We start from the raw sequence: 21,594 nt of genomic DNA on the forward strand, positions 1-21,594 counted from the left end.
AGGACTACGCCATGTCCGGAACACGCGGTCTGCGCCGCACCTCCATGCTCGTCGCGGCTCTGGGAGCGCTGGTCGTCGTCACCGCCTGCGGTACGGGAAGTGGCGGCGGCGGTGCCGACGCGGGAGGCGGCAGGACGATCCGGATCGCCTACCAGGCCTTCCCCAGCGGCGACTTGATCGTGAAGGAGAAGGGCTGGCTGGAGAAGGCCCTGCCGGACCACACGATCAAGTGGATCAGATTCGACTCCGGTGCGACCATCAACACCGCCTTCGTCGCGGGCTCGGTCGATCTGGCCGCGATCGGCTCCAGCCCGGTGGCACGCGGTCTGTCCGAGCCGCTGAACATCCCGTACCAGGTCACCTGGGTGCTGGATGTCGCCGGTGACAACGAGGCGCTGGTGGCCCGGGACGGCTCCGGCGTCAAGGACGTCAAGGATCTGGCGGGCCGCAAGGTCGCCACCCCCTTCAGCTCCACCTCGCACTACAGCCTGCTCGCCGCGCTCGACAAGTCGGGGGTGGACGCCTCCGAGGTGAAGCTGCTCGACCTCGAACCGCAGGACATCGTCGCGGCGTGGTCGCGCGGGGACATCGACGCGGCCTATGTCTGGCTGCCCACGCTCGACGAGCTCGGGAAGACCGGCACGACCCTGCTCTCCAGCCGCGAACTGGCCGCGTCCGGCAGGCCCACACTCGACCTGGGGGTGGCGTCCACCGCCTTCATCGAGAAGCAGCCCGAGGTGATCACCGCCTGGCGCAAGGCCCAGGCACAGGCCCTGGACCTGATCCATGACGACCCGTCGGCAGCTGCCGAGGCCGTCGGCAAGCAGCTCGGGATCAACCCCCAGGACGCCGCCGCCCAGCTGAAGCAGGGCATCTTCCTCAAGCCGGCCGAACAGGCGGACGCCAAGTGGCTGGGCCGTCCAGGCCAGGTCGGCGGCCTGGCACAGAACCTGCGGAGCGCGGCGGAGTTCCTGGCCGGCCAGAAGCAGATCCCGGCCGCTCCGGAACTTTCGGAGCTGGAGAAGGCCGTGTACGTGGAAGGGCTGAGCGATGCCGTCTCCGGATGACCGCCGGGCAGGTGCCCGGGAAGCCGCTCCGGACGGGACCGGCACCGGTACGTCAACCGTCGCGGCCGCCGTGTCCGTGCGTGGCGTGACCCATCGCTACGGTCGCGGGGAAGACTCCGTGACGGCCCTCGGCCCGCTGTCGCTCGACATCCCGGCAGGTGAGTTCCTGGTGCTCGTCGGTCCGTCCGGGAGCGGGAAGAGCACGCTGCTGCGGCTGATCGCCGGTTTCGAGCACGCCTCCTCGGGCGACGTCACCGTGCACGGCCGGACGCCGGAGCCGGGACGTCAGGCCGGGGTCGTCTTCCAGCAGCCCCGGCTGTTCCCCTGGCGCACAGTCGGGGAAAACATCGCCCTGGCGCTGCGCTACGCCGGAGTCCCCAGGGCCGAACGCCCCGCGCGCGTGGAGGAGTTGCTGGAGCGGGTCGGGCTGGCCGGGACAGCGCGACGCAGGACCTGGCAGATCTCGGGGGGCCAGCAGCAGCGGGTGGCCATCGCCCGGGCCCTGGCCGGCGGCAAGGATCTGCTGCTGCTGGACGAGCCGTTCGCCGCCCTCGACGCGCTCACCCGGGAGCGGCTCCAGGAGGATCTGCGCACGGTGAGCTCCCGGACGGGAATCACCTCGGTCTTCGTCACGCACAGTGTGGACGAGGCCGTCTTCCTCGGTACCCGCGCGGTCGTCCTGAGCGCCGGTCCGGGCACCGTCGCACTGGACGTCCCCATCCCCCTGCCCCGTACCGGAAAGGAGGACCCGGACGGACTGCGAGGGCTGCCCGAGTACGCCGCGCTGCGCGCCGAGATCGGAGCGGCGGTACGCGACGCGGCCCGCTGAGCCGGCGGGGCCGCCCGTCGCCGGGACGGACGGCCCCGCGCACACCCCCACGCAGACAGGAGCCCCCATGTCCCTCACCGCGTCCACCGGGTCCGCCCGATCCACCGCGCCCACCGGTTCCGTGCCCGCGCTGCGCGCCTTCCGGCTGCCTCCGGACGGGCTGTACGAAGGCCCTCGCGAGCTGCGCAGACGGGCGCCGGGACAGCCCGACCTGCCCTACTCGCTGTTCGACGTCGTTCCGCTCGGCCCGGTCATCGGGGCCGAGATCGGCGGTGTCGACCTGACCCGTCCGCTCGGGCCCGGCGTGCGCGAGGAGCTCGACCGGGCACTGCTGGAATGGAAGGTGCTCTTCTTTCGCGGGCAGCACCCCAGCTCGGCCGAGCTGCGGGCCTTCGCCCGTAACTGGGGCGAGCTGGAGACCAATCCCCTGCTCGCCGCCGGGGACGATCCGGAGGTGGCGCGTTTCGACCGCTCCTCCACGCCGGGCTTCGAGAACGTCTGGCACACCGATGTGACGTTCCGCGAGCGGCCCGCACTGGGTGCGGTCCTCCACCTGCGCGAGGTGCCCCCGTACGGCGGCGACACGATGTGGGCCGACATGGCCGCCGCGTACGACAACCTTCCGACGGAGGTGAAGGCGCGTCTGGAGGGGGCCCGCGCGGTGCACGACTTCGTACCGGGTTTCGCTCGTTTCACCCCCGGGGAGCGACTGGTCGCCTTCCAGGACCGCTTCCCTCCGGTCGAACACCCGGTGGTGCGGACGCATCCCGTCACCGGGCGCCGCATGCTGTTCGTCAACACCTCGTTCACCACCCGGATCGTGGGCTGGGCCGGGGAGGAGAGCGACCGGATGCTGCGCCTGCTGTTCCAGCAGGCGCACGTACCCGAGTACCAGGTGCGTTTCCACTGGCGCGCGGGTGACGTCGCGTTCTGGGACAACCGGGCGACGCAGCACTACGCGGTGAACGACTACACCCCGCACCGCAGGGTGGCCGAGCGGGTCGCGATCGCGGGCGACCGTCCACACTGACGGACGGCCGGGCGGGCGGGCGCTCCGCGGGGTCGGCCCCGAAAGCGCCCCGCGAGCCCGTGGCGGCAGGGTCAGCCCGTGCGGCGCAGCAGGGCGAGGTACATCGCGTCCGTGCCGTGCAGGTGGGGCCACAGCTGGATGTCCGGCCCGTCGCCCAGCGCGGGAACTCCGGGCAGCAGCGGGCGGGCGTCGACCCACTCGGCCTCGAACGGTGCCCCGCCGCGCCCCTTGAGCACGTCCTCGACGACGACGCGGGTCTCCGCGAGATGCGGCGAGCAGGTCGCGTAGCCGACCACCCCGCCGATCCGTACGGCCTTCAACGCCTCGCGCAGCAGGCCGCGTTGCAGGGGGGCGAAGCTCTCCAGATCCTCCGCGCGGCGCCGCCAGCGGGATTCCGGGCGCCGGCGGAGCGCGCCGAGGCCCGAGCACGGGACGTCCATCAGAACCCGGTCGAAGGAGCCGGGCTGCCAGGGCGGCCGGGTGCCGTCGGCGGTGATCACCTGGTACGGGCCGGGGTTCCCGGCCAGCGCGCGCTCGACGAGCCGGGCGCGGTGCGGCTGCTTCTCGGCGGCGAGCAGGGTCGCGCCGCGTCCGGCGGCGAGCGCGGCCAGCAACGCGGCCTTGCCTCCCGGGCCCGCGCAGCCGTCCAGCCACCTGCTGTCCCTGCCCTCGACGGGGGCGAGGGCCAGGGCGGCGGCGACGAGCTGGCTGCCCTCGTCCTGCACACCGGCGCTGCCGTCCCGTACGGCGGCCAGGGCGCCGGGCTCGCCGCCCTCCGCCATCCGTACGGCATAGGGGGACCAGCGGCCGGGAAGGCCGCTCTCCTCCCCCAGTGCGTCCAGCAGTTCGTCGGTGGTGGAGCGGCCGGGGCGGGCGACCAGCGTCACCTCGGGCCGTTCGTTGTCGGCCTCCAGCAGGTCCTCGATCCCGGCACGGCCGCCGCCCAGCGCGTCCCAGAGGGCGGAGACGATCCACCGGGGGTGCGAGTGGACGATGGAGAGGTTGGCCTCGGCGTCCTCGTCGTACGACGGGGCGACCCGCTCCAGCCAGCCGTCGAGGTCGTGCGCGGTCACCTTGCGCAGCACCGCGTTGACGAACTTGGCGCGCCCCTCACCCAGCACCACCCGGGCCAGCTCCACGCTGGCCGAGACAGCCGCGTGGGTCGGGATGCGGGTGCCGAGCAGCTGGTGGACGCCCATGTTGAGCACGTCGAGCACCGGCGGGTCGACCTCGCGCAGCGGCCGGTCGATGCAGGCGGCGACGATCGCGTCGTACGTGCCCTGGCGGCGCAGCGTCCCGTAGACCAGCTCGGTCGCCAGCGCCGCGTCCCTGCTGTCGAAGTCGCCCTTGGCACGGGCCTTCTTCAGGAGCGGGGGCAGGACGAGGTTGGCGTACGCGTCGCGTTCGTCGACGGCCCTGAGCGCCTCGAAGGCGAGGAACCGCACGGGGTCCTTCCGGGGGCGGCGGTGCGGCTTGGCGGGACGGCGACGCTGCTGGTCGTTCACGTGAAAGGTGCTCCGCTGATGGTGAGGGGGCGAACCCACCCAGCCTACGTCGCCCGCCCCCGCTCCGGCTCCGGACCGCCCGGGGCGGCTCAGAGGCCCAGCAGCTCGCCGTGGACGATGCGGACGCCGCGGGCCCAGTCGGCGGCCTTCATCGGCTTCTTGCCCTGCGGCTGGACCCAGAGGAGCTCCACGGCGTGCGAGCCCGTGCCCACGTGGACGCTGTTCTTGCCCGCCGACAGCTCGCCGGGGGCCAGGTCGGTGCGGTCCAGGACGGGTACGGCCTGGACCAGCTTGAGGCGTTCCCCGCGGAAGAGGGTCCAGGCCCCGGGGGCGGGGGTGCAGCCGCGCACCACGCGGTCGACCCGCAGCGCGGGCTCGGACCACCGCACCTGCGCGTCCTCGACGGTGATCTTGGGTGCCGGGGTGATGCCCTCGGCGGGCTGCGGGACGGCGTGCAGGGTGCCGTCCTCGATGCCGTCCATGGTCGCGGAGAGCAGCCCGGCGCCGGCGAAGGCCAGCCGGGTGAGCAGGTCTCCGCTCGTGTCGGTGGGCCGCACCTCCTCGGTCAGGACGCCGTAGACCGGTCCGGAGTCGAGCCCCTCCTCGATCAGGAAGGTCGACGCGCCGGTGACCTCGTCCCCGGCCATCACCGCGTGCTGCACGGGTGCGGCGCCGCGCCAGGCGGGGAGCAGCGAGAAGTGCAGGTTGACCCAGCCGCGTGCGGGGACGGCGAGCGCGGCCTTGGGCAGCAGCGCGCCGTACGCGACGACGGGGCAGCAGTCCGGCGCGATCTCGCGCAGCCGGGCCAGGAAGTCCTCGTCCCGGGGCTTGACCGGCTTGAGGACCTCGATGCCGGCCTCCTCGGCGCGGTCGGCCACCGGGCTGGCGACGAGCCGACGGCCTCGCCCCGCGGGTGCGTCGGGACGGGTGACGACGGCGGCCACCTCGTGGCGGCCGGAGGCGATCAGGGCGTCCAGGGCGGGAACGGCGACCTCGGGGGTGCCTGCGAAGACGAGCTTCATGGGTGGCGGACTGCCTCTCGGGCCGGAACGTACGGTGGCGTGGCGAGCAGCACACCAGTCTAGGCGGTGCCACGGGACCACCGCCTGCCGCACTGCGGCGGTCCGCCGGCCCGGCCCGTGGGCCCGGCCGGCGGGGGCGTACGCATGTCTGTGCGCCCTGCGCATATGCACATACGCCCCTACAGCGTGACCACATCGACGGGTGAGGCGTTGGTCAAGTGAGATTGACCGAAGTGGGCCGCCCCAGCGCGGTCCGATCCCTTTCAACTTCAACGCCGGTTCGAGAGGCTTGTTCATGGCCGACCACGCAACCCACGACGCCCAAGCGCGTGCCAGTCTGCACCTGTTGGTGCGGGACATCGAGCGGGTCCGGCGGCAGGTGGACGCGCTGCGCACCCTCACTGCGCAGCTGGGCAATGTCTACCGTCCGCGCCGCTCCGGCCCGTCCGCGGGCTTCGTCGTCTACGGCAGGGCACCGGCCCCGACGGTCCGGCTCGCCCAGGAACTGCGGGACAGCGTGGAGACGCTGGTCACCGCCGCGGTGGACTTCGACCGCTCGCTGGGCTTCTCCTGGGACGCGGTGGGTTCGGCGCTCGGGGTCACCAAGCAGGCGGTCCACCGCCGTTACGGCGCCGCCCGTCGCAACAGCCCGCAGCCGGGGACGGCCGAGGCCGCCGAGACCGTGGCCCGCCCGCTGCCCGCACCGTCCGGCTCCTCGCCCGCGCTGCCCGTCGTGCCCGCGGCCCGCTCCATGCCGCCCCAGCCGTCGGCCGGCCGTCCCTCACCACGCGAGGAGCTGCGCCCCGGCGCCTTCCCGGGCCCACGCAACGGCTGACGCGCGGGTCGGCCGCGGGGGCGGCCGGGTGCGTGCTGCGCGTACGGCGCGCGTCGAGTCGCGTCCCGCCCGGTCGGGGTCGGCACCGCCAGGCGAAGGAGACGCAGATCCTGTCCGGGTCCGCCGGCCGGCGCCGGACGGGCCTGCTCGGCGCCCGAAGGACGTGGCACGCCCGGACGCACCCGGCCGAAGTACCCGCCGGAACTGCCGGACGCACCCGGACGACGGCGAAGACACCGGGCCGGACCCCGCGACGCACCCGGCCACGGCCGGAACGCGCAGCCGCCTCCGCCCCGCCCTCCCCGTCTCAGCCGATGTCCGGCGGATCGATCCTGATCCGTACCGGATCGCCGCTCCCCCGGGCCGTCCGCGCCGCCTGCGCGGCCTTCAGGGCGGCGGCGAGCGCCGCCCCTCGCCCCGGCGGCACCCTGACCAGCGCCCGTTCCCAGGTCGCGCCGGACGGGGCGTCGCCCTGTCTGCGGGGCCTGCCGGGGGCCGCACCCGGCAGGGGGACCGGGCCGAGCACCTCCGCCTCGGGCGGCAGTTCGGTGGCGGCGAGATACGCGGCGATCGCCTCCGGCGGCCCGGTCACCGAGGCCATCCGGGAGACCGGCGGGAAACCGAACTCGGCCCGTTCCGCGAGCTCGCGGCGGGCGTGGCCGACCGGGTCCCAGCGCACCAGGGCCTGGACGGGGCGCAGGGTCGGCTCGGCCACGATCACCACCGTGCCGCCCTCCGGCTGCCCCCGGACCAGCGCGGCGGCGGCAGTCCAGCGGCGCAGTGCCTCCTCGCCGGCCCGCAGGTCGGGCCGGCCGACCATCGCCCAGCCGTCCAGGAGCAGCGCCGCCGCGTAGCCGCCCTCGGCCACGGGCTCGGCCCCGGGGGTGCTGACGACGAGGGCCGGCTGATCGGGCACGGAATCCAGGATGTGGTCCCGCCCGGACGTGCGCACCGGGACGGCGGGGAACGCCCGCCCCAGCTCCTCGGCGGTCCGGCGGGCACCGACGATCTGCGCCCGGAGCCGCCGCCCTCCGCAGGAGGTGCAGGTCCAGGCCGTCTCGGCGCGCCCGCACCATGTGCAGTTGAGGTCCTGCTGGTCCGGGGCCTGGAGCGGCCCCAAGCAGTGCCGGCAGCGCGCGGGCTCGCGGCAGCGCTCGCAGGCGAGCCTGGGCGCGTAACCCCGGCGCGGCACCTGGACGAGCACCGGACCGCTGCGCAGCCCGTCCCGCACGGTCTGCCAGGCGAGGCTCGGCAGCCGGGCCGAGCGCGCCGCGCCGTCCCGCGCCAGCTCGCCGTCGCCGACGGTGCGCACCAGGGGCGCGGCGATCCGCAGCTGCTCCCGGTCCGCGCGCAGGGGCAGCGCCCAACCGCTCTCGACGAGCTGGGCGGCCTCCACCGTGCAGTTCGTCCCGCCGAGCAGGAACGCGCACCGGCCGTGCGTCGCCCGTAGCTCCAGCACCTCCCGGACGTGCGGGAACGGGGCGTTGTCGTCGCTGTGGCTGGAGTCCCCGTCGTCCCAGACGGCCACCAGCCCCAGGTCGGCGACGGGGGCGAACATCGCGGCCCTGGTCCCGACGACCGCGCGCACGGATCCGCGCCGGACGGCGAGCCACTCCCGGTAGCGCTTCTCGGGCCCTGAGTCGGCCGTCAGCAGTGCGTGATGCCCCTTGCCCATCACCTCGGTGAGCGCGGCGTCCACCCGCCCCGCGGTCCGCCCGTCCGGTACGACGACGAGCGCGCCACGGCCCGAGGCCAGGGTCGCGGCGACGGCCCGGGCGATCTCCTCGGGCCAGTGCGGCCCCGGCAGCGCGGTCCAGACGGCCCTGGGCGCACCGCCCTCGGCCAGTGCCCGCAGGAACCCGCGCCCCTGGGTGTACCGCTCCCAGGTCCCGGGCGACGGGGCGGAAGGCGGCGGCAGGGGTGCGGGCGAGGGCTTGGACTCGGCTCTGCCGTTCCTGGGCGGCACGGCGAGCTGCAGCACATCGGCGAGGCTGCCCGCGTACCGGTCGGCGACGGCCCGGGAGAGGGCCAGCAGCTCGGGCCCGAGCACCGGCTCGGGCGAGACGACATAGGCGAGGGCCGCCAGGGCACCCTGGTAGTCCGATTCGGCACGGCGCTCGATGAGGAAACCGTCGATGAGGCCGCCGCCCTCGCGCCTGCCGCCGCGGACCTGCCTCCCCCCGGCCCCGAACCGCACCCGGACCCGGACGCCGGGCTGCGCGTCGGCGTCGAGCTCCTCGGGGACGGCGTAGTCGAAGTACTGGTCGAGGTGGAGGGCCCCCTTGTTGACCAGGACGCGGGCGACCGGCAGCTCCCCGGCGAGCGTGGCGCCCCGCCAGGTCCGGGGCTTGGCCCGTGGCACCTTGGCCCGGCGCACCGTCTCCCGGATGAGCGCAAGCTGCTCCGGTGCCCCGGCGTCGGGCTCGTCGGACCGCTCGTTGTCGCTGCTCACAGCCAAATTCCTACCAGACGGCACTGACAGCGGTGGTGGTCCCGGTCCGGGCCCCGGCAGCACGGAAGCCGGGGCCCGGACACCGTGTACGGCATCCGGGCCCCGGCCTACGGGCTGACGACAGCGTGCCTAGAGGCCCGCGGCCTTGCGCAGCGCCTCCACGCGGTCGGTGCGCTCCCAGGTGAAGTCGGGGAGCTCCCGGCCGAAGTGACCGTACGCCGCGGTCTGGGCGTAGATCGGGCGGAGCAGGTCGAGGTCACGGATGATCGCGGCCGGACGGAGGTCGAAGACCTCGCCGATGGCGTGCTCGATCTTCTCGGTGTCGACCGTGGCGGTGCCGAACGTCTCGACGAACAGGCCCACCGGCTCGGCCTTGCCGATCGCGTAGGCGACCTGGACCTCGCAACGGGCGGCGAGGCCGGCCGCGACGACGTTCTTGGCGACCCAGCGCATGGCGTACGCCGCCGAGCGGTCGACCTTGGACGGGTCCTTGCCGGAGAAGGCACCGCCGCCGTGACGGGCCATGCCGCCGTACGTGTCGATGATGATCTTGCGGCCGGTCAGACCGGCGTCACCCATGGGGCCGCCGATCTCGAAGCGGCCGGTCGGGTTCACCAGGAGGCGGTAGCCCTCGGTGTCCAGCTTGATGCCGTCCTCGATGAGCTGGCCCAGGACGTGCTCGACGACGAACTCGCGGATGTCGGGTGCGAGCAGCGAGTCCAGGTCGATGTCGGACGCGTGCTGCGAGGAGACGACGACCGTGTCGAGACGGACGGCCTTGTCGCCGTCGTACTCGATGGTGACCTGGGTCTTGCCGTCGGGGCGCAGGTACGGGATCGTCCCGTTCTTGCGGACCTCGGACAGGCGGCGCGAGAGCCGGTGCGCCACGTGGATCGGGAGCGGCATCAGCTCGGGCGTCTCGTCGCAGGCGTAGCCGAACATCAGGCCCTGGTCGCCGGCGCCCTGCTTGTCGAGCTCGTCCTCGTCACCCTCGACCCGCTGCTCGTACGCGGTGTCGACACCCTGGGCGATGTCCGGGGACTGCGACCCGATGGAGACCGAGACGCCGCAGGAGGCTCCGTCGAAGCCCTTCTTGGAGGAGTCGTAGCCGATCTCCAGCACCTTGTTGCGCACGAGGTTGGGGATGTCGGCGTAGGCCTTGGTCGTGACCTCACCCGCGACATGCACCAGACCGGTGGTGATCAAGGTCTCGACGGCGACGCGCGAGGAGGGGTCCTCACGCAGGAGCGCGTCGAGAATGGTGTCGCTGATCTGGTCAGCGATCTTGTCGGGGTGGCCCTCGGTAACGGACTCCGAGGTGAAGAGACGGCGGGACACATCGCTCCCTGGGGTTGCAGCGGCTGCTGGCTGATCATTGATGGACCGCCGGGAGCTGCGCCCGGCTTGTTCCGTCGACCAGTTTATCGGTCGCTTCCGGCGAATGGGCCACGCGTCTCGCCCCTTGGGAGCTCTGTGACCGGCGGCACTGTTGACGGCGGTACGACAATCACTCCTTCCGGGGGCGAGAAATGACCGAAGATCTTGCGCTTTCTTCCCGCCGGAGCGGCACATACGCAATCTAGCCGAACCGTGCCGCCACCAGATCCCAGACGGTGTCGGCAAGTGCTTCTTTCGGCCCGTACGGCACAACGGTCTCGCCGCCGTCGGCCCCGAGCACCACGGCCTCGTTCTCCTCCGAACCGAAGGTCTTGCGCTCTCCGACCTCATTGACGACGAGGAGGTCACAGCCCTTGCGGCGGAGCTTCTCGCGGCCGTTGGCCAGCACGTTGTCGGTCTCGGCGGCGAATCCGACGACGATCTGTCCTGGACGCGCCCGGTCCGCGGCGACCTCGGCGAGAATGTCGGGATTACGGACCAGGGTGAGGGGGGCCGGTTCCTGGCCGTCCTTCTTCTTGATCTTGCCCGTGGCGTAGTCGGCGGGGCGGAAGTCGGCGACCGCCGCCGCCATCACCACCACATCGGCGTCGGCCGCCGCCTTCAGCACGGCCTCGCGCAGCTGCACGGCCGTTCCGGCGCGCAGGACGTCGGCCCCCGCGGGGTCGGGCAGTCCGGTGTTCGCCTCGATCAGCGTCACCCGGGCACCCCGGGCGACGGCCGTACGCGCCAGCGCGTACCCCTGCTTGCCGGAGGAGCGGTTGCCCAGGTACCGGACCGGGTCCAGCGGTTCCCGGGTGCCTCCCGCACTGATGACCACATGGCGTCCGGCGAGGTCGGGGGTCTCGACGCCGCGGGCCAGGACGCGGCGGCAGACTTCGAAGATCTCCCCGGGATCCGGCAGCCGGCCCTTGCCCGTGTCGACGCCGGTGAGCCGGCCGACGGCGGGCTCGACGACGACCGCGCCGCGGCGCCGCAGGGTGGCGACGTTCTCCTGGGTGGCCGGGTGCTCCCACATCTCGGTGTGCATCGCCGGCGCGAAGACGACAGGACAGCGGGCGGTGAGGAGCGTGTTGGTAAGGAGGTCGTCGGCGAGGCCGTGGGCCGCCTTGGCGAGCATGTCGGCGGTGGCGGGCGCGACCACGACGAGATCGGCCGCCTGGCCGATCCGGACGTGCGGCACCTCGTGCACGCTGTCCCAGACCTCGGTCGACACGGGGTTGCCGGAGAGCGCCGACCAGGTGGCGGCCCCCACGAAGTTCAGCGACGCCTCGGTCGGGACGACCCGTACGTCGTGGCCGGACTCCGTCAGCCGGCGCAGCAGCTCGCACGCCTTGTAGGCGGCGATGCCCCCGCTGACCCCCAGGACGACCTTCGGCTTGTCCACTGCGTCTCCCCGCACTCGTCTCGCTGCGCACTCCACCGGTGTGCAGCCCTCTTGCGTACGCACTCCATGCTGCCTCACGGCGCCGGGCGGTCCCCGGCGGCCCGGCCCCGGACACACCACAGGCCCGGCGGGTGCTGGCCGCCGGGCCTGTGGTGAAGGTGCATTCCTGCTTACTGCGCGGGGCCCTCGATGGCCTCGGAGGTCAGCAGGCCCGCGTTGATCTCGCGGAGCGCGATCGAGAGCGGCTTCTCGTGCACGTGGGTGTCGACGAGCGGACCGACGTACTCGAGGAGGCCTTCACCGAGCTGCGAGTAGTACGCGTTGATCTGACGCGCGCGCTTGGCCGCGTAGATGACCAGGCTGTACTTCGAGTCGGTGGCCTCGAGGAGCTCATCAATCGGCGGGTTGATGATGCCCTCGGGCGTGGTGATGGAAGAGGACACTCTCTGCCTTCCGAAGGGGATAGAGATCAAAGAGATCTTTGATCATGCTGGTTCCGCAGTGGTGATGCTCTGCGTCCGCGCGAGTCCGGCGAGGTCAGTCGTCGGTGCCACGGAGGCCGGAAGCCTGCAGCATCAACGTTAGCAGCTCACGCGCCACGTCCTCGACGGCGGTGTTGACGAGCGTCGTATCGAACTCCGCCTCGGCTGACAGTTCGACCTTCGCGGCCGTGAGCCGGCGCTCGATCACGTCGGGCGCTTCCGTCCCGCGGCCGGTGAGCCGGCGCACCAGCTCGTCCCAGCTCGGCGGGGCCAGGAAGACGAGCTGCGCCTCGGGCATCGACTGCCGGACCAGCCGGGCGCCCTGCAGGTCGATCTCCAGCAGCACCGGCTCGCCCGCCTCCAGGCGGTCCAGTACGGCCCGGCGCGGAGTGCCGTAGCGGTTGCCGGCGAACTCGGCCCACTCCAGCAGTTCGCCGTTGGCGATCAGCTTGTCGAACTCCTCGTCGTCCACGAAGTAGTAGTGGACTCCGTTGCGTTCCCCGGGGCGCGGCTTGCGGGTCGTCGCCGACACCGAGAGCCAGACCTCGGGGTGAACCTTGCGCATATGAGCGACGACCGTGCTCTTGCCGACCCCTGAGGGGCCGGAGAGCACGGTCAGCCGCGGACGTACGTCCGGGGGTACGGGGGACGTCCCCCGGGATGTTGCAGCCATGGAGCGATTATCCAGCTTCTCAGGAGTGCCTGAGAACGTCAGGCGGCGCTGCCGCCGAACTCACGCTCCAAAGATGCGATCTGGTTGGAGCCGAGACCCCGGACCCGGCGGCTCTCGGAGATGCCGAGCCGCTCCATGATCTGCTTGGCGCGGACCTTGCCCACGCCCGGCAGGGACTCCAGCAGGGCGGAGACCTTCATCTTGCCGATGACGTCGTTCTCCCGGCCCGACTTGATGACCTCGTGGAGGGAGGCGCCGGAGTGCTTGAGTCGATTCTTGACCTCGGCCCGCTCCCGGCGAGCCGCGGCGGCCTTTTCGAGCGCGGCTGCGCGCTGTTCAGGGGTAAGGGGCGGAAGAGCCACGCCTACGTCACCTCGGATGTCGATCTGTCGGATACGGACCGGTGCGGAACCTGTTGGCCCCACACCTGGTGAGCAACGAGCAACCTGTGCTCGTTGGCCCTCGACGGAGACTAGCGGCCAAGGCCGCCTGAGTCAGCGAGAACAGACGAAAAGTCCTGGTCAGCCTCAGCCGACCAGGACATTTCAGTCATAACAACCCGGATTTCTGGTCAGGATTACGTCAACGCGTTGTTACGTGGCATGGTCAGCCATCCGAGACGGCCGCGCGGACCTCGTCCGCGAACCGTCCGGCGGCTTCGCGCAGCCCTGAAGCGTCCGGTCCGTGGCGCAGCACGCCCCGGCTCACGCTGGGCACCACATTGCCGACCGAGGCGCCGAACACACCGGGCAGATCCGCGGGCGTCGCGCCCTGCGCGCCGATCCCGGGAGCGAGCAGCGGACCGTTGATCGCCAGGTTCGCGCCGGCGTCCCCGAGCGTGGCACCGACGACCGCCCCGACGGAGCCGAGCGGGGCGGCCTCCGCGTTCTCGGCGGCCATGTGGTCGAGCATCACCTGGGCCAGCGACCGGCCGTCCGCGACGGTGGCGCGCTGGACCTCGGCGCCCTCCGGGTTGGAGGTGAGGGCGAGCACGAAGACGCCGGAGCCGGAGACCGCGGCCGCTTCGAGCGCCGGGCGCAGCGAGCCGAAGCCGAGGTACGGCGAGACGGTGACCGCGTCGGAGAACAGCGGCGAGTCCTTGTCGAGGTACGTGGCGGCGTAGGCCCCCATGGTGGAGCCGATGTCCCCGCGCTTGGCGTCCATGAGGACGAGCGCCCCTGCGGCGCGCGCCTCCGAGACGGCCTTCTCCAGGACGGCGACGCCGCGCGAGCCGAACCGTTCGAAGAACGCGGACTGCGGCTTGAGCACGGCGACCCGGTCGGCCAGTGCCTCGACGACGGTGCGGGTGAAGCGCTCCAGGCCCGCGATGTCGTCGTTCAGGCCCCAGGAGGTGAGCAGCGAGGCGTGCGGGTCGATGCCCACGCAGAGCGGCCCGCGGGTGTCCATGGCGTGGCGCAGGCGTGCGCCGAAGGGTTCGGGGGTCACTGCGTCACCTTCCGGGTCTCGGCGCCGACGGCTTCGGCGAGGGTGGTGTACGGGGAGGCGGCCAGCCGGGCGGCCAGCCCCTTGTGGATCGCGCGGGCGTAGAACGGGCCCTCGTAGATGAAGGCGCTGTAGCCCTGGACGAGCGTGGCACCGGCGAGGATGCGCTGCCAGGCGTCCTCGGCGTTCTCGACGCCCCCGACGCCGACCAGGGTGATCCGGGTCCCCACACGGGCGTACAGGCGGCTCAGGACCTCCAGGGAGCGCTTCTTGAGGGGTGCGCCGGAGAGTCCGCCGGTCTCCTCGACCAGCGAGGCCGCGGACTTCAGGCCGAGGCCGTCACGGGCGATCGTGGTGTTGGTGGCGATGATGCCGTCCAGACCGAGCTCGACGGCGAGGTCGGCGACCGCGTCCACGTCGTCGTCCGCGAGGTCGGGGGCGATCTTGACGAGCAGCGGGACGCGCCGGTCCGTGACGGTGCGGTCGGCTGCCTCGCGCACCGCGGTGAGCAGCGGGCGGAGTGCCTCGGTGGCCTGGAGGTTGCGCAGGCCGGGGGTGTTGGGCGAGGAGACGTTCACGACGAGGTAGTCGGCGTGCGCGGCGAGCCGCTCGGTGGACTTGACGTAGTCCCCCACGGCCTCGGCCTCGGGGACGACCTTGGTCTTGCCGATGTTGACGCCGACGGTCGTGCGGAAGACGGGGGTGCGGGCGGCCAGGCGTTCGGCGACGGCCGCGGAGCCCTCGTTGTTGAAGCCCATGCGGTTGATCAGCGCCCGGTCCGGTACGAGGCGGAACAGCCGTTGCTCGGGGTTGCCGGGCTGCGGCTCGCCGGTGACCGTGCCGATCTCGATGTGGTCGAACCCGAGCATCGACATGCCGTCGATCGCGATCGCGTTCTTGTCGAAGCCGGCGGCGAGCCCGAACGGTCCGTGCATGCGCAGCCCGAGAGCCTCGGTGCGCAGCTCCTCGTACCGGGGGGCGAGCGCGGCGGCCACGAAGGTCCGCAGCACGGGGACCCGGGCCGCGAGGCGGATCCAGCGGAAGGCCAGGTGGTGGGCCTGCTCCGGGTCCATGCGCTTGAAGACCAGCTGGAAGAAGAGTTTGTACATCACACTGTCCTCATGAAGAGGGGGACACCGTTTCCGGTGTCCCCCTGCTGGCTTCTAGTCGCGGGCCGCGGTCAGATGTTCGGCGTGTTCCTGGAGGGAACGTACGCCGACGTCGCCGTGGTTGAGCGCGTCGATGCCCTGGACGGCGGCGGCGAGCGCCTGGACGGTGGTGAGGCAGGGCACCGAGCGGGCGACGGCCGCGGTGCGGATCTCGTAGCCGTCGAGCCTGCCGCCCGTTCCGTACGGGGTGTTGACGATGAGGTCGACCTGGCCGTCGTGGATCAGCTGGACGATGGTCTTCTCGCCGTTCGGGCCTTCGCCCTCGGACTGCTTGCGCACGACGGTGGCGTTGATGCCGTTGCGCTTGAGCACCTCGGCGGTGCCGGAGGTGGCCATCAGCTCGAAGCCGTGGGCGACGAGTTCGCGGGCCGGGAAGATCATCGAGCGCTTGTCGCGGTTGGCGACGGAGATGAAGGCGCGGCCCTTGGTGGGCAGCGGGCCGTACGCGCCGGCCTGCGACTTGGCGTACGCCGTGCCGAAGGCCGAGTCGATGCCCATGACCTCACCGGTGGAGCGCATCTCCGGGCCGAGGACGGTGTCCACGCCGCGGCCGTGGATGTCGCGGAAGCGCGACCACGGCATGACGGCCTCCTTGACGGAGATCGGCGCGTCGAGCGGCAGGGTGCCGCCGTCGCCGTGCTTCGGCAGGAGGCCCTCCTCGCGCAGCTCGGCGACGGTCGCGCCCAGCGAGATGCGGGCGGCGGCCTTCGCGAGCGGGACCGCGGTGGCCTTCGAGGTGAAGGGGACGGTCCGCGAGGCGCGGGGGTTGGCTTCGAGGACGTAGAGGATGTCGCCGGAGAGCGCGAACTGGATGTTGATCAGTCCGCGTACGCCGACGCCCTTGGCGATGCCCTCGGTGGAGGCCCGCAGCCGCTTGATGTCGTAGCCGCCGAGGGTGATCGGGGGCAGCGCGCAGGCGGAGTCGCCGGAGTGGATGCCGGCCTCCTCGATGTGCTCCATGACGCCGCCGAGGTAGAGCTCGGTGCCGTCGTAGAGCGCGTCGACGTCGATCTCGATCGCGTCGTCGAGGAAGCGGTCGACCAGGACCGGCCGGGTGGGGCTGATCTCGGTGGACTCGGCGATGTACGAGGAGAGGCGGGCCTCGTCGTACACGATCTCCATGCCACGGCCGCCGAGCACGTACGACGGGCGCACGAGGACGGGGTAGCCGATCTCGTCGGCGATGGCCTTGGCCTCGGCGAAGGTGGTGGCGGTGCCGTGCTTCGGGGCGGGCAGACCGGCCTCGGCGAGGACCCGGCCGAAGGCTCCGCGGTCCTCGGCGGCGTGGATGGCCTCCGGGGAGGTCCCCACGATCGGCACGCCGTTGTCCTTGAGTGCCTGCGACAGACCGAGCGGGGTCTGGCCGCCGAGCTGGACGATGACTCCGGCGACCGGGCCCGCGAGCGACTCGGCGTGAACGATCTCCAGGACGTCCTCGAGCGTGAGCGGCTCGAAGTAGAGCCGGTCGGAGGTGTCGTAGTCCGTGGAGACGGTCTCCGGGTTGCAGTTGACCATCACGGTCTCGTAGCCGGCGTCGCTCAGCGCGAAGGAGGCGTGGACGCAGGAGTAGTCGAACTCGATGCCCTGGCCGATGCGGTTGGGGCCGGAGCCGAGGATGATCACCGCGGGCTTGGTGCGGGGCGCGACCTCGCTCTCCTCGTCGTAGGAGGAGTAGAAGTACGGCGTGTTCGCGGCGAACTCGGCGGCGCAGGTGTCGACCGTCTTGTAGACCGGGCGGATGCCGAGGGCGTGCCGGACCTCACGCACGACGTCCTCGCGCAGGCCGCGGATCTCCGCGATCTGGACGTCGGAGAAGCCGTGCCGCTTGGCGTCGGCCAGCAGCTCGGGGACGAGCTTGTCGGCGGCGGCCAGCTCGTCGGCGATCTCCTTGATGAGGAAGAGCTGGTCGACGAACCAGGGGTCGATCTTCGTGGCGTCGAAGACCTCTTCCTGGGTGGCGCCGGCCCGGATCGCCTGCATGACGGTGTTGATGCGGCCGTCCGTGGGGCGGACCGCCTCGGCGAGCAGTTCGGCCTTGTCGCCGGGCTCGCCGGTGAAGGCGAACTGCGAGCCCTTCTTCTCCAGGGAGCGCAGGGCCTTCTGGAGCGCCTCGGTGAAGTTGCGGCCGATCGCCATGGCCTCGCCCACCGACTTCATGGTGGTGGTGAGGGTGGAGTCGGCGGAGGGGAACTTCTCGAAGGCGAAGCGCGGGGCCTTGACGACGACGTAGTCGAGGGTCGGCTCGAAGGACGCCGGCGTCTTCTCGGTGATGTCGTTGGGGATCTCGTCGAGCGTGTAGCCGACGGCCAGCTTGGCGGCGATCTTGGCGATCGGGAAGCCGGTGGCCTTCGAGGCGAGCGCCGAGGAGCGGGAGACGCGCGGGTTCATCTCGATGACGATGATCCGGCCGTCGGTGGGGTCGATGGCGAACTGGATGTTGCAGCCGCCGGTGTCGACGCCGACCTCTCGGATGATCGCGATGCCGATGTCGCGCAGCCGCTGGTACTCGCGGTCGGTGAGCGTCATCGCCGGGGCGACGGTGATCGAGTCGCCGGTGTGGACGCCCATCGGGTCGAAGTTCTCGATGGAGCAGACGACCACGACGTTGTCGTTCTTGTCGCGCATCAGCTCCAGCTCGTACTCCTTCCAGCCCAGGATGGACTCCTCCAGGAGCACCTCGGTGGTCGGCGAGAGGGTGAGGCCCTGTCCGGCGATCCGGCGCAGCTCCTCCTCGTCGTGGGCGAAGCCGGAGCCGGCGCCGCCCATGGTGAAGGAGGGGCGGACGACGACGGGGTAGCCGCCGAGGGTGTCGACGCCCTCGATGATGTCGTCCATGGTGTGACAGATGACGGAGCGGGCGGACTCGCCGTAGCCGATCTTCGCCTTGACGGCCTCGACGACACCCTTGAAGAGCTCGCGGTCCTCGCCCTTGTTGATGGCCTCGACGTTGGCGCCGATGAGTTCGACGCCGTACTTCTCCAGGACACCGTTCTCGTGCATGGAGATCGCCGTGTTGAGCGCGGTCTGGCCGCCCAGCGTCGGCAGGAGCGCGTCGGGGCGCTCCTTGGCGATGATCTTCTCGACGAACTCGGGGGTGATCGGCTCGACGTACGTGGCGTCGGCGATCTCCGGGTCGGTCATGATCGTCGCCGGGTTGGAGTTCACCAGGATGACGCGCAGGCCCTCGGCCTTGAGGACGCGGCAGGCCTGGGTGCCGGAGTAGTCGAATTCGGCGGCCTGGCCGATGACGATCGGACCGGAGCCGATGACCAGGACGGACTGGATATCGGAGCGCTTAGGCACGCTGGTCCTCCATCAGGGATACGAAGCGGTCGAAGAGGTACGCGGCGTCGTGCGGGCCGGCGGCCGCTTCGGGGTGGTACTGGACGCTGAAGGCCGGCCGGTCCAGGAGCTGGAGGCCTTCGACGACCTGGTCGTTCAGGCAGACGTGGGAGACCTCGGCGCGGCCGAACTCGGTGTCGGAGACCTTGTCGAGGGGCGCGTCGACGGCGAAGCCGTGGTTGTGCGCGGTGACCTCGACCTTGCCGGTGGTGCGGTCCTGCACGGGCTGGTTGATGCCACGGTGGCCGTACTTCAGCTTGTAGGTGCCGAAGCCGAGGGCGCGGCCCAGGATCTGGTTGCCGAAGCAGATGCCGAAGAGCGGGGTCCTCCGCTCCAGTACGCCCTGCATGAGGGCGACCGGGTGGTCGGCGGTGGACGGGTCGCCGGGGCCGTTGGAGAAGAACACTCCGTCGGGCTTCACCGCGTACACCTCGTCGAGGCCGGCGGTGGCGGGCAGGACGTGCACCTCGATGCCGCGCTCGGCCATGCGGTGCGGGGTCATGCCCTTGATGCCGAGGTCGATCGCGGCGACGGTGAACTTCTTGGTGCCGATCGCGGGGACGACGTACGCCTCCTTGGTGGCGACCTCGGCGGAGAGGTCGGCGCCGCTCATCTCGGGTGCCTGGCGCACCTTGGCGAGCAGTATGCCCTCGTCCTGGACGGCGTTCCCGGAGAAGATGCCGACGCGCATCGCGCCGCGCTCACGCAGGTGGCGGGTCAGGGCACGGGTGTCGATGCCGCTGATGCCGACAACGCCCTGGCTGACGAGCTCCTCGTCCAGCGAGCGCCGGGAGCGCCAGTTGGAGGGGGTGCGGGCGGGGTCGCGCACGACGTAACCGGCGACCCAGATCCGCTTCGACTCCGGGTCCTCGTCGTTGACCCCGGTGTTCCCGACGTGCGGGGCGGTCATCACGACGACCTGGCGGTGGTATGAGGGGTCGGTGAGCGTCTCCTGGTAGCCGGTCATGCCGGTGGAGAACACCGCCTCGCCGAAGGTCTCCCCCACGGCCCCGTAGGCGCGGCCGCGGAAGGAGCGGCCGTCCTCCAGGACGAGTACGGCGGGAGCTTTGTCGGCCCCCCGGGTGGAGATCGTCATCGTGCGGTGCCTTCCGTAGTGCTGGTGAGGTGGTTGACGGCATCGACCCAGGCCTGGTGCTCGGCCGCGTGGTCGGAGCGGAAACCGGAGTCGATCAGCTGGTCGCCGTGCGCCCAGGTGATGACCAGGAGGCCCCCCTCGGGGAGGACCTTGCCCGCGAGGGCCTTGTCGAGCCGGGCCTCGCGGAGTGCGGCGGCCGGGACGAAGAAGTCGGCCGCGCCGGGGCGTACGACGTCGAGGCCCTGCTCGGTGAGGGTCAGCTCGACCCGGCTGCGGGTGCCGAGGCCGTGGGCGACGATCCGTTCGAGCCACTGCCCCGCGGTCGTCGAGGCGTGGTAGCGGCCGGTCAGTGTCAGCGGCGTCCCGCCGTCCGCGAACCCTTCCGGCGTGGTCGGGAGCTCGGGCAGTCCGGACTGGAGGCTCGCCCGCCACTTCCATCCCTGGCGCATCAGCCAGTAGACGAGGGCGACGAAGAGGAGCAGTCCGACGACCCAGCTGATGCGGGCGGACCAGTCCGTCACTTCGGCCGACTTCTGCTCGGCGGCCAGCTGGTACAGCTGATAACTGGGGTTGAGTGTTGTCACGCGAGCTTCCCGTCGACGACCGTGGCACGGCCCCGCAGGAAGGTGTGGGTCACTCGGCCCGGCAGCTCGCGACCCTCGTAGGGAGTGTTGCGGCTGCGGGAGGCGAATCCCGCGGGGTCCACGGCTCCACGGTATGACGGATCGACCAGGGTGAGGTTGGCGGGCTCACCGGCCGAGACGGGCCGGCCGTGTCCTTCGAGCCGGCCGATGGCCGCGGGACGGAACGACATGCGGTCGGCGACGCCCGCCCAGTCGATGAGCCCGGTGTCCACCATCGTCTGCTGGACCACGGAGAGCGCGGTCTCCAGGCCCACCATGCCCATGGCGGCTGCGGCCCACTCGCAGTCCTTGTCCTCGTGCGGGTGCGGGGCGTGGTCGGTGGCGACGCAGTCGATCGTGCCGTCGGCGAGCGCCTCGCGCAGGGCCATGACGTCGGCCTCGGTGCGCAGCGGCGGGTTCACCTTGTAGACCGGGTTGTAGGACCGGACGAGCTCGTCGGTGAGGAGCAGGTGGTGCGGGGTGACCTCGGCGGTGACGTTCCAGCCCTTGGACTTGGCCCAGCGGATGATCTCCACGGAGCCGGCGGTCGACAGGTGGCAGATGTGCACCCGGGAGTCGACGTGCGCGGCGAGCAGGACGTCGCGGGCGATGATCGACTCCTCGGCGACGGCGGGCCAGCCGCCGAGGCCGAGCTCGGCCGAGACGACGCCCTCGTTCATCTGGGCGCCCTCGGTGAGGCGGGGCTCCTGGGCGTGCTGGGCGACGACGCCGTCGAACGCCTTCACGTACTCCAGCGCGCGCCGCATGATCACGGCGTCGTCGACGCACTTGCCGTCGTCGGAGAAGACCTTCACCCCGGCGGCGGAGTCGTGCATCGCGCCGAGCTCGGCGAGCTGCTTGCCCTCCAGGCCGACGGTGACGGCGCCGACGGGCTGCACGTCGCAGTAGCCGGACTCCTTGCCGAGCCGCCAGACCTGCTCGACGACGCCCGCGGTGTCGGCGACGGGGAAGGTGTTGGCCATGGCGTGCACGGCGGTGAAGCCGCCTGACGCGGCGGCCCTGGTTCCGGTGAGGACGGTCTCGGAGTCCTCGCGGCCGGGCTCGCGCAGATGGGTGTGCAGGTCGACGAGGCCGGGCAGCAGGATCTGGCCCGCCGCCTCGATCACGGTGGCGTCGCCGGCCTCGATGCCGGTGCCGACCTCGGCCACGGTCTCGCCGTCGATGAGGACGTCCCTGGGCTCGCCGCCGAGGATCTTCGCGCCGCGAATAAGAATCTTGCTCAT

The 21,594-nt window shown here is 71.9% G+C and carries 18 protein-coding genes; 4 read left to right on the forward strand and 14 right to left on the reverse strand.

Annotated elements, in window-relative coordinates:
• The first annotated feature begins 11 nt into the window (after positions 1 to 11).
• The 3 genes from OG524_RS05875 to OG524_RS05885 all read left to right on the forward strand — a co-directional run bounded on the left by OG524_RS05875 (position 12) and on the right by OG524_RS05885 (position 2,926).
• Positions 12 to 1,067 carry an ABC transporter substrate-binding protein gene (locus OG524_RS05875; protein ID WP_405391998.1) on the forward strand — a complete coding sequence of 352 codons (1,056 nt, stop codon included), beginning with the start codon at positions 12 to 14 and terminating at the stop codon, positions 1,065 to 1,067.
• Complete coding sequence (locus tag OG524_RS05880; RefSeq protein ID WP_405391997.1) at positions 1,051 to 1,896, forward strand: ABC transporter ATP-binding protein; 846 nt, start codon at positions 1,051 to 1,053, stop codon at positions 1,894 to 1,896. Before OG524_RS05875 ends, OG524_RS05880 begins: the two co-directional genes overlap by 17 nt.
• A 67-nt stretch (positions 1,897 to 1,963) precedes the next feature.
• Complete coding sequence (locus OG524_RS05885) at positions 1,964 to 2,926, forward strand: TauD/TfdA dioxygenase family protein (RefSeq protein WP_405809359.1); 963 nt, start codon at positions 1,964 to 1,966, stop codon at positions 2,924 to 2,926.
• Between the two features lie 71 nt (positions 2,927 to 2,997).
• Here OG524_RS05885 and OG524_RS05890 read toward each other — a convergent pair whose 3' ends face one another.
• On the reverse strand, positions 2,998 to 4,431 hold the full coding sequence (locus OG524_RS05890; RefSeq protein ID WP_405391995.1) for an RsmB/NOP family class I SAM-dependent RNA methyltransferase: 1,434 nt from the start codon (positions 4,429 to 4,431) through the stop codon (positions 2,998 to 3,000).
• 89 nt (positions 4,432 to 4,520) lie between these two features.
• A complete protein-coding gene (fmt, locus tag OG524_RS05895) occupies positions 4,521 to 5,453 on the reverse strand; it encodes a methionyl-tRNA formyltransferase (RefSeq protein WP_405391994.1) in 933 nt (310 codons plus the stop codon).
• Positions 5,454 to 5,748: 295 nt separating this feature from the next.
• On the opposite strand from fmt, the gene OG524_RS05900 reads away from it, so the two are divergent.
• Complete coding sequence (locus OG524_RS05900) at positions 5,749 to 6,288, forward strand: hypothetical protein (RefSeq protein WP_405391993.1); 540 nt, start codon at positions 5,749 to 5,751, stop codon at positions 6,286 to 6,288.
• Between the two features lie 307 nt (positions 6,289 to 6,595).
• On the opposite strand, the gene OG524_RS05905 is transcribed toward OG524_RS05900, so the two are convergent.
• From OG524_RS05905 to OG524_RS05960, 12 genes are all read right to left on the reverse strand, one after another.
• A complete protein-coding gene (locus tag OG524_RS05905) occupies positions 6,596 to 8,740 on the reverse strand; it encodes a primosomal protein N' (protein ID WP_405809362.1) in 2,145 nt (714 codons plus the stop codon).
• A gap of 129 nt (positions 8,741 to 8,869) precedes the next feature.
• Complete coding sequence (gene metK / locus OG524_RS05910; protein WP_056787082.1) at positions 8,870 to 10,078, reverse strand: methionine adenosyltransferase; 1,209 nt, start codon at positions 10,076 to 10,078, stop codon at positions 8,870 to 8,872.
• A 241-nt stretch (positions 10,079 to 10,319) separates the two neighbouring features.
• A complete protein-coding gene (gene coaBC / locus OG524_RS05915) occupies positions 10,320 to 11,522 on the reverse strand; it encodes a bifunctional phosphopantothenoylcysteine decarboxylase/phosphopantothenate--cysteine ligase CoaBC (RefSeq protein WP_405809364.1) in 1,203 nt (400 codons plus the stop codon).
• Positions 11,523 to 11,692: 170 nt separating this feature from the next.
• Positions 11,693 to 11,965 (reverse strand): DNA-directed RNA polymerase subunit omega, encoded by a 273-nt coding sequence (rpoZ, locus tag OG524_RS05920; protein WP_003970369.1) that lies wholly within the window; start codon positions 11,963 to 11,965, stop codon positions 11,693 to 11,695.
• Between the two features lie 94 nt (positions 11,966 to 12,059).
• Positions 12,060 to 12,677 carry a guanylate kinase gene (gene gmk / locus OG524_RS05925; protein ID WP_405391990.1) on the reverse strand — a complete coding sequence of 206 codons (618 nt, stop codon included), beginning with the start codon at positions 12,675 to 12,677 and terminating at the stop codon, positions 12,060 to 12,062.
• 38 nt (positions 12,678 to 12,715) lie between these two features.
• Positions 12,716 to 13,039 (reverse strand): integration host factor, encoded by a 324-nt coding sequence (locus OG524_RS05930; RefSeq protein ID WP_056787057.1) that lies wholly within the window; start codon positions 13,037 to 13,039, stop codon positions 12,716 to 12,718.
• Positions 13,040 to 13,283: 244 nt separating this feature from the next.
• The gene (gene pyrF, locus OG524_RS05935) at positions 13,284 to 14,123 is read right to left on the reverse strand and encodes an orotidine-5'-phosphate decarboxylase (RefSeq protein WP_405391989.1); all 840 of its coding nucleotides are present in this window, start codon (positions 14,121 to 14,123) and stop codon (positions 13,284 to 13,286) included.
• Complete coding sequence (locus tag OG524_RS05940) at positions 14,120 to 15,229, reverse strand: quinone-dependent dihydroorotate dehydrogenase (RefSeq protein ID WP_405391988.1); 1,110 nt, start codon at positions 15,227 to 15,229, stop codon at positions 14,120 to 14,122. The genes pyrF and OG524_RS05940 overlap by 4 nt, the downstream gene beginning before the upstream one ends.
• 54 nt (positions 15,230 to 15,283) lie before the next feature.
• Positions 15,284 to 18,592 carry a carbamoyl-phosphate synthase large subunit gene (gene carB / locus OG524_RS05945; RefSeq protein WP_405391987.1) on the reverse strand — a complete coding sequence of 1,103 codons (3,309 nt, stop codon included), beginning with the start codon at positions 18,590 to 18,592 and terminating at the stop codon, positions 15,284 to 15,286.
• The gene (gene carA / locus OG524_RS05950; RefSeq protein WP_405391986.1) at positions 18,585 to 19,727 is read right to left on the reverse strand and encodes a glutamine-hydrolyzing carbamoyl-phosphate synthase small subunit; all 1,143 of its coding nucleotides are present in this window, start codon (positions 19,725 to 19,727) and stop codon (positions 18,585 to 18,587) included. Before carA ends, carB begins: the two co-directional genes overlap by 8 nt.
• Complete coding sequence (locus OG524_RS05955) at positions 19,724 to 20,311, reverse strand: hypothetical protein (RefSeq protein ID WP_405391985.1); 588 nt, start codon at positions 20,309 to 20,311, stop codon at positions 19,724 to 19,726. The genes carA and OG524_RS05955 overlap by 4 nt, the downstream gene beginning before the upstream one ends.
• Entirely contained in the window at positions 20,308 to 21,594 is a 1,287-nt protein-coding gene (locus OG524_RS05960) for a dihydroorotase (protein WP_405391983.1), read from the reverse strand. The genes OG524_RS05955 and OG524_RS05960 overlap by 4 nt, the downstream gene beginning before the upstream one ends.

Origin of the sequence: Streptomyces sp. NBC_01520, assembly GCF_045040375.1 — a bacterium.
In the GTDB taxonomy this organism is placed as follows: domain Bacteria; phylum Actinomycetota; class Actinomycetes; order Streptomycetales; family Streptomycetaceae; genus Streptomyces.

Coding starts and splice junctions, on each gene's coding strand:
- OG524_RS05880 (WP_405391997.1), top strand. CDS start 1,051: ATGCCGTCTCCGGATGACCGCCGGGCAGGTGCCCGGGAAGCCGCTCCG.
- gmk (WP_405391990.1), bottom strand. CDS start 12,677: ATGGCTGCAACATCCCGGGGGACGTCCCCCGTACCCCCGGACGTACGT.
- OG524_RS05960 (WP_405391983.1), bottom strand. CDS start 21,594: ATGAGCAAGATTCTTATTCGCGGCGCGAAGATCCTCGGCGGCGAGCCC.
- carA (WP_405391986.1), bottom strand. CDS start 19,727: ATGACGATCTCCACCCGGGGGGCCGACAAAGCTCCCGCCGTACTCGTC.
- OG524_RS05940 (WP_405391988.1), bottom strand. CDS start 15,229: ATGTACAAACTCTTCTTCCAGCTGGTCTTCAAGCGCATGGACCCGGAG.
- fmt (WP_405391994.1), bottom strand. CDS start 5,453: ATGAAGCTCGTCTTCGCAGGCACCCCCGAGGTCGCCGTTCCCGCCCTG.
- OG524_RS05875 (WP_405391998.1), top strand. CDS start 12: ATGTCCGGAACACGCGGTCTGCGCCGCACCTCCATGCTCGTCGCGGCT.
- OG524_RS05900 (WP_405391993.1), top strand. CDS start 5,749: ATGGCCGACCACGCAACCCACGACGCCCAAGCGCGTGCCAGTCTGCAC.
- OG524_RS05885 (WP_405809359.1), top strand. CDS start 1,964: ATGTCCCTCACCGCGTCCACCGGGTCCGCCCGATCCACCGCGCCCACC.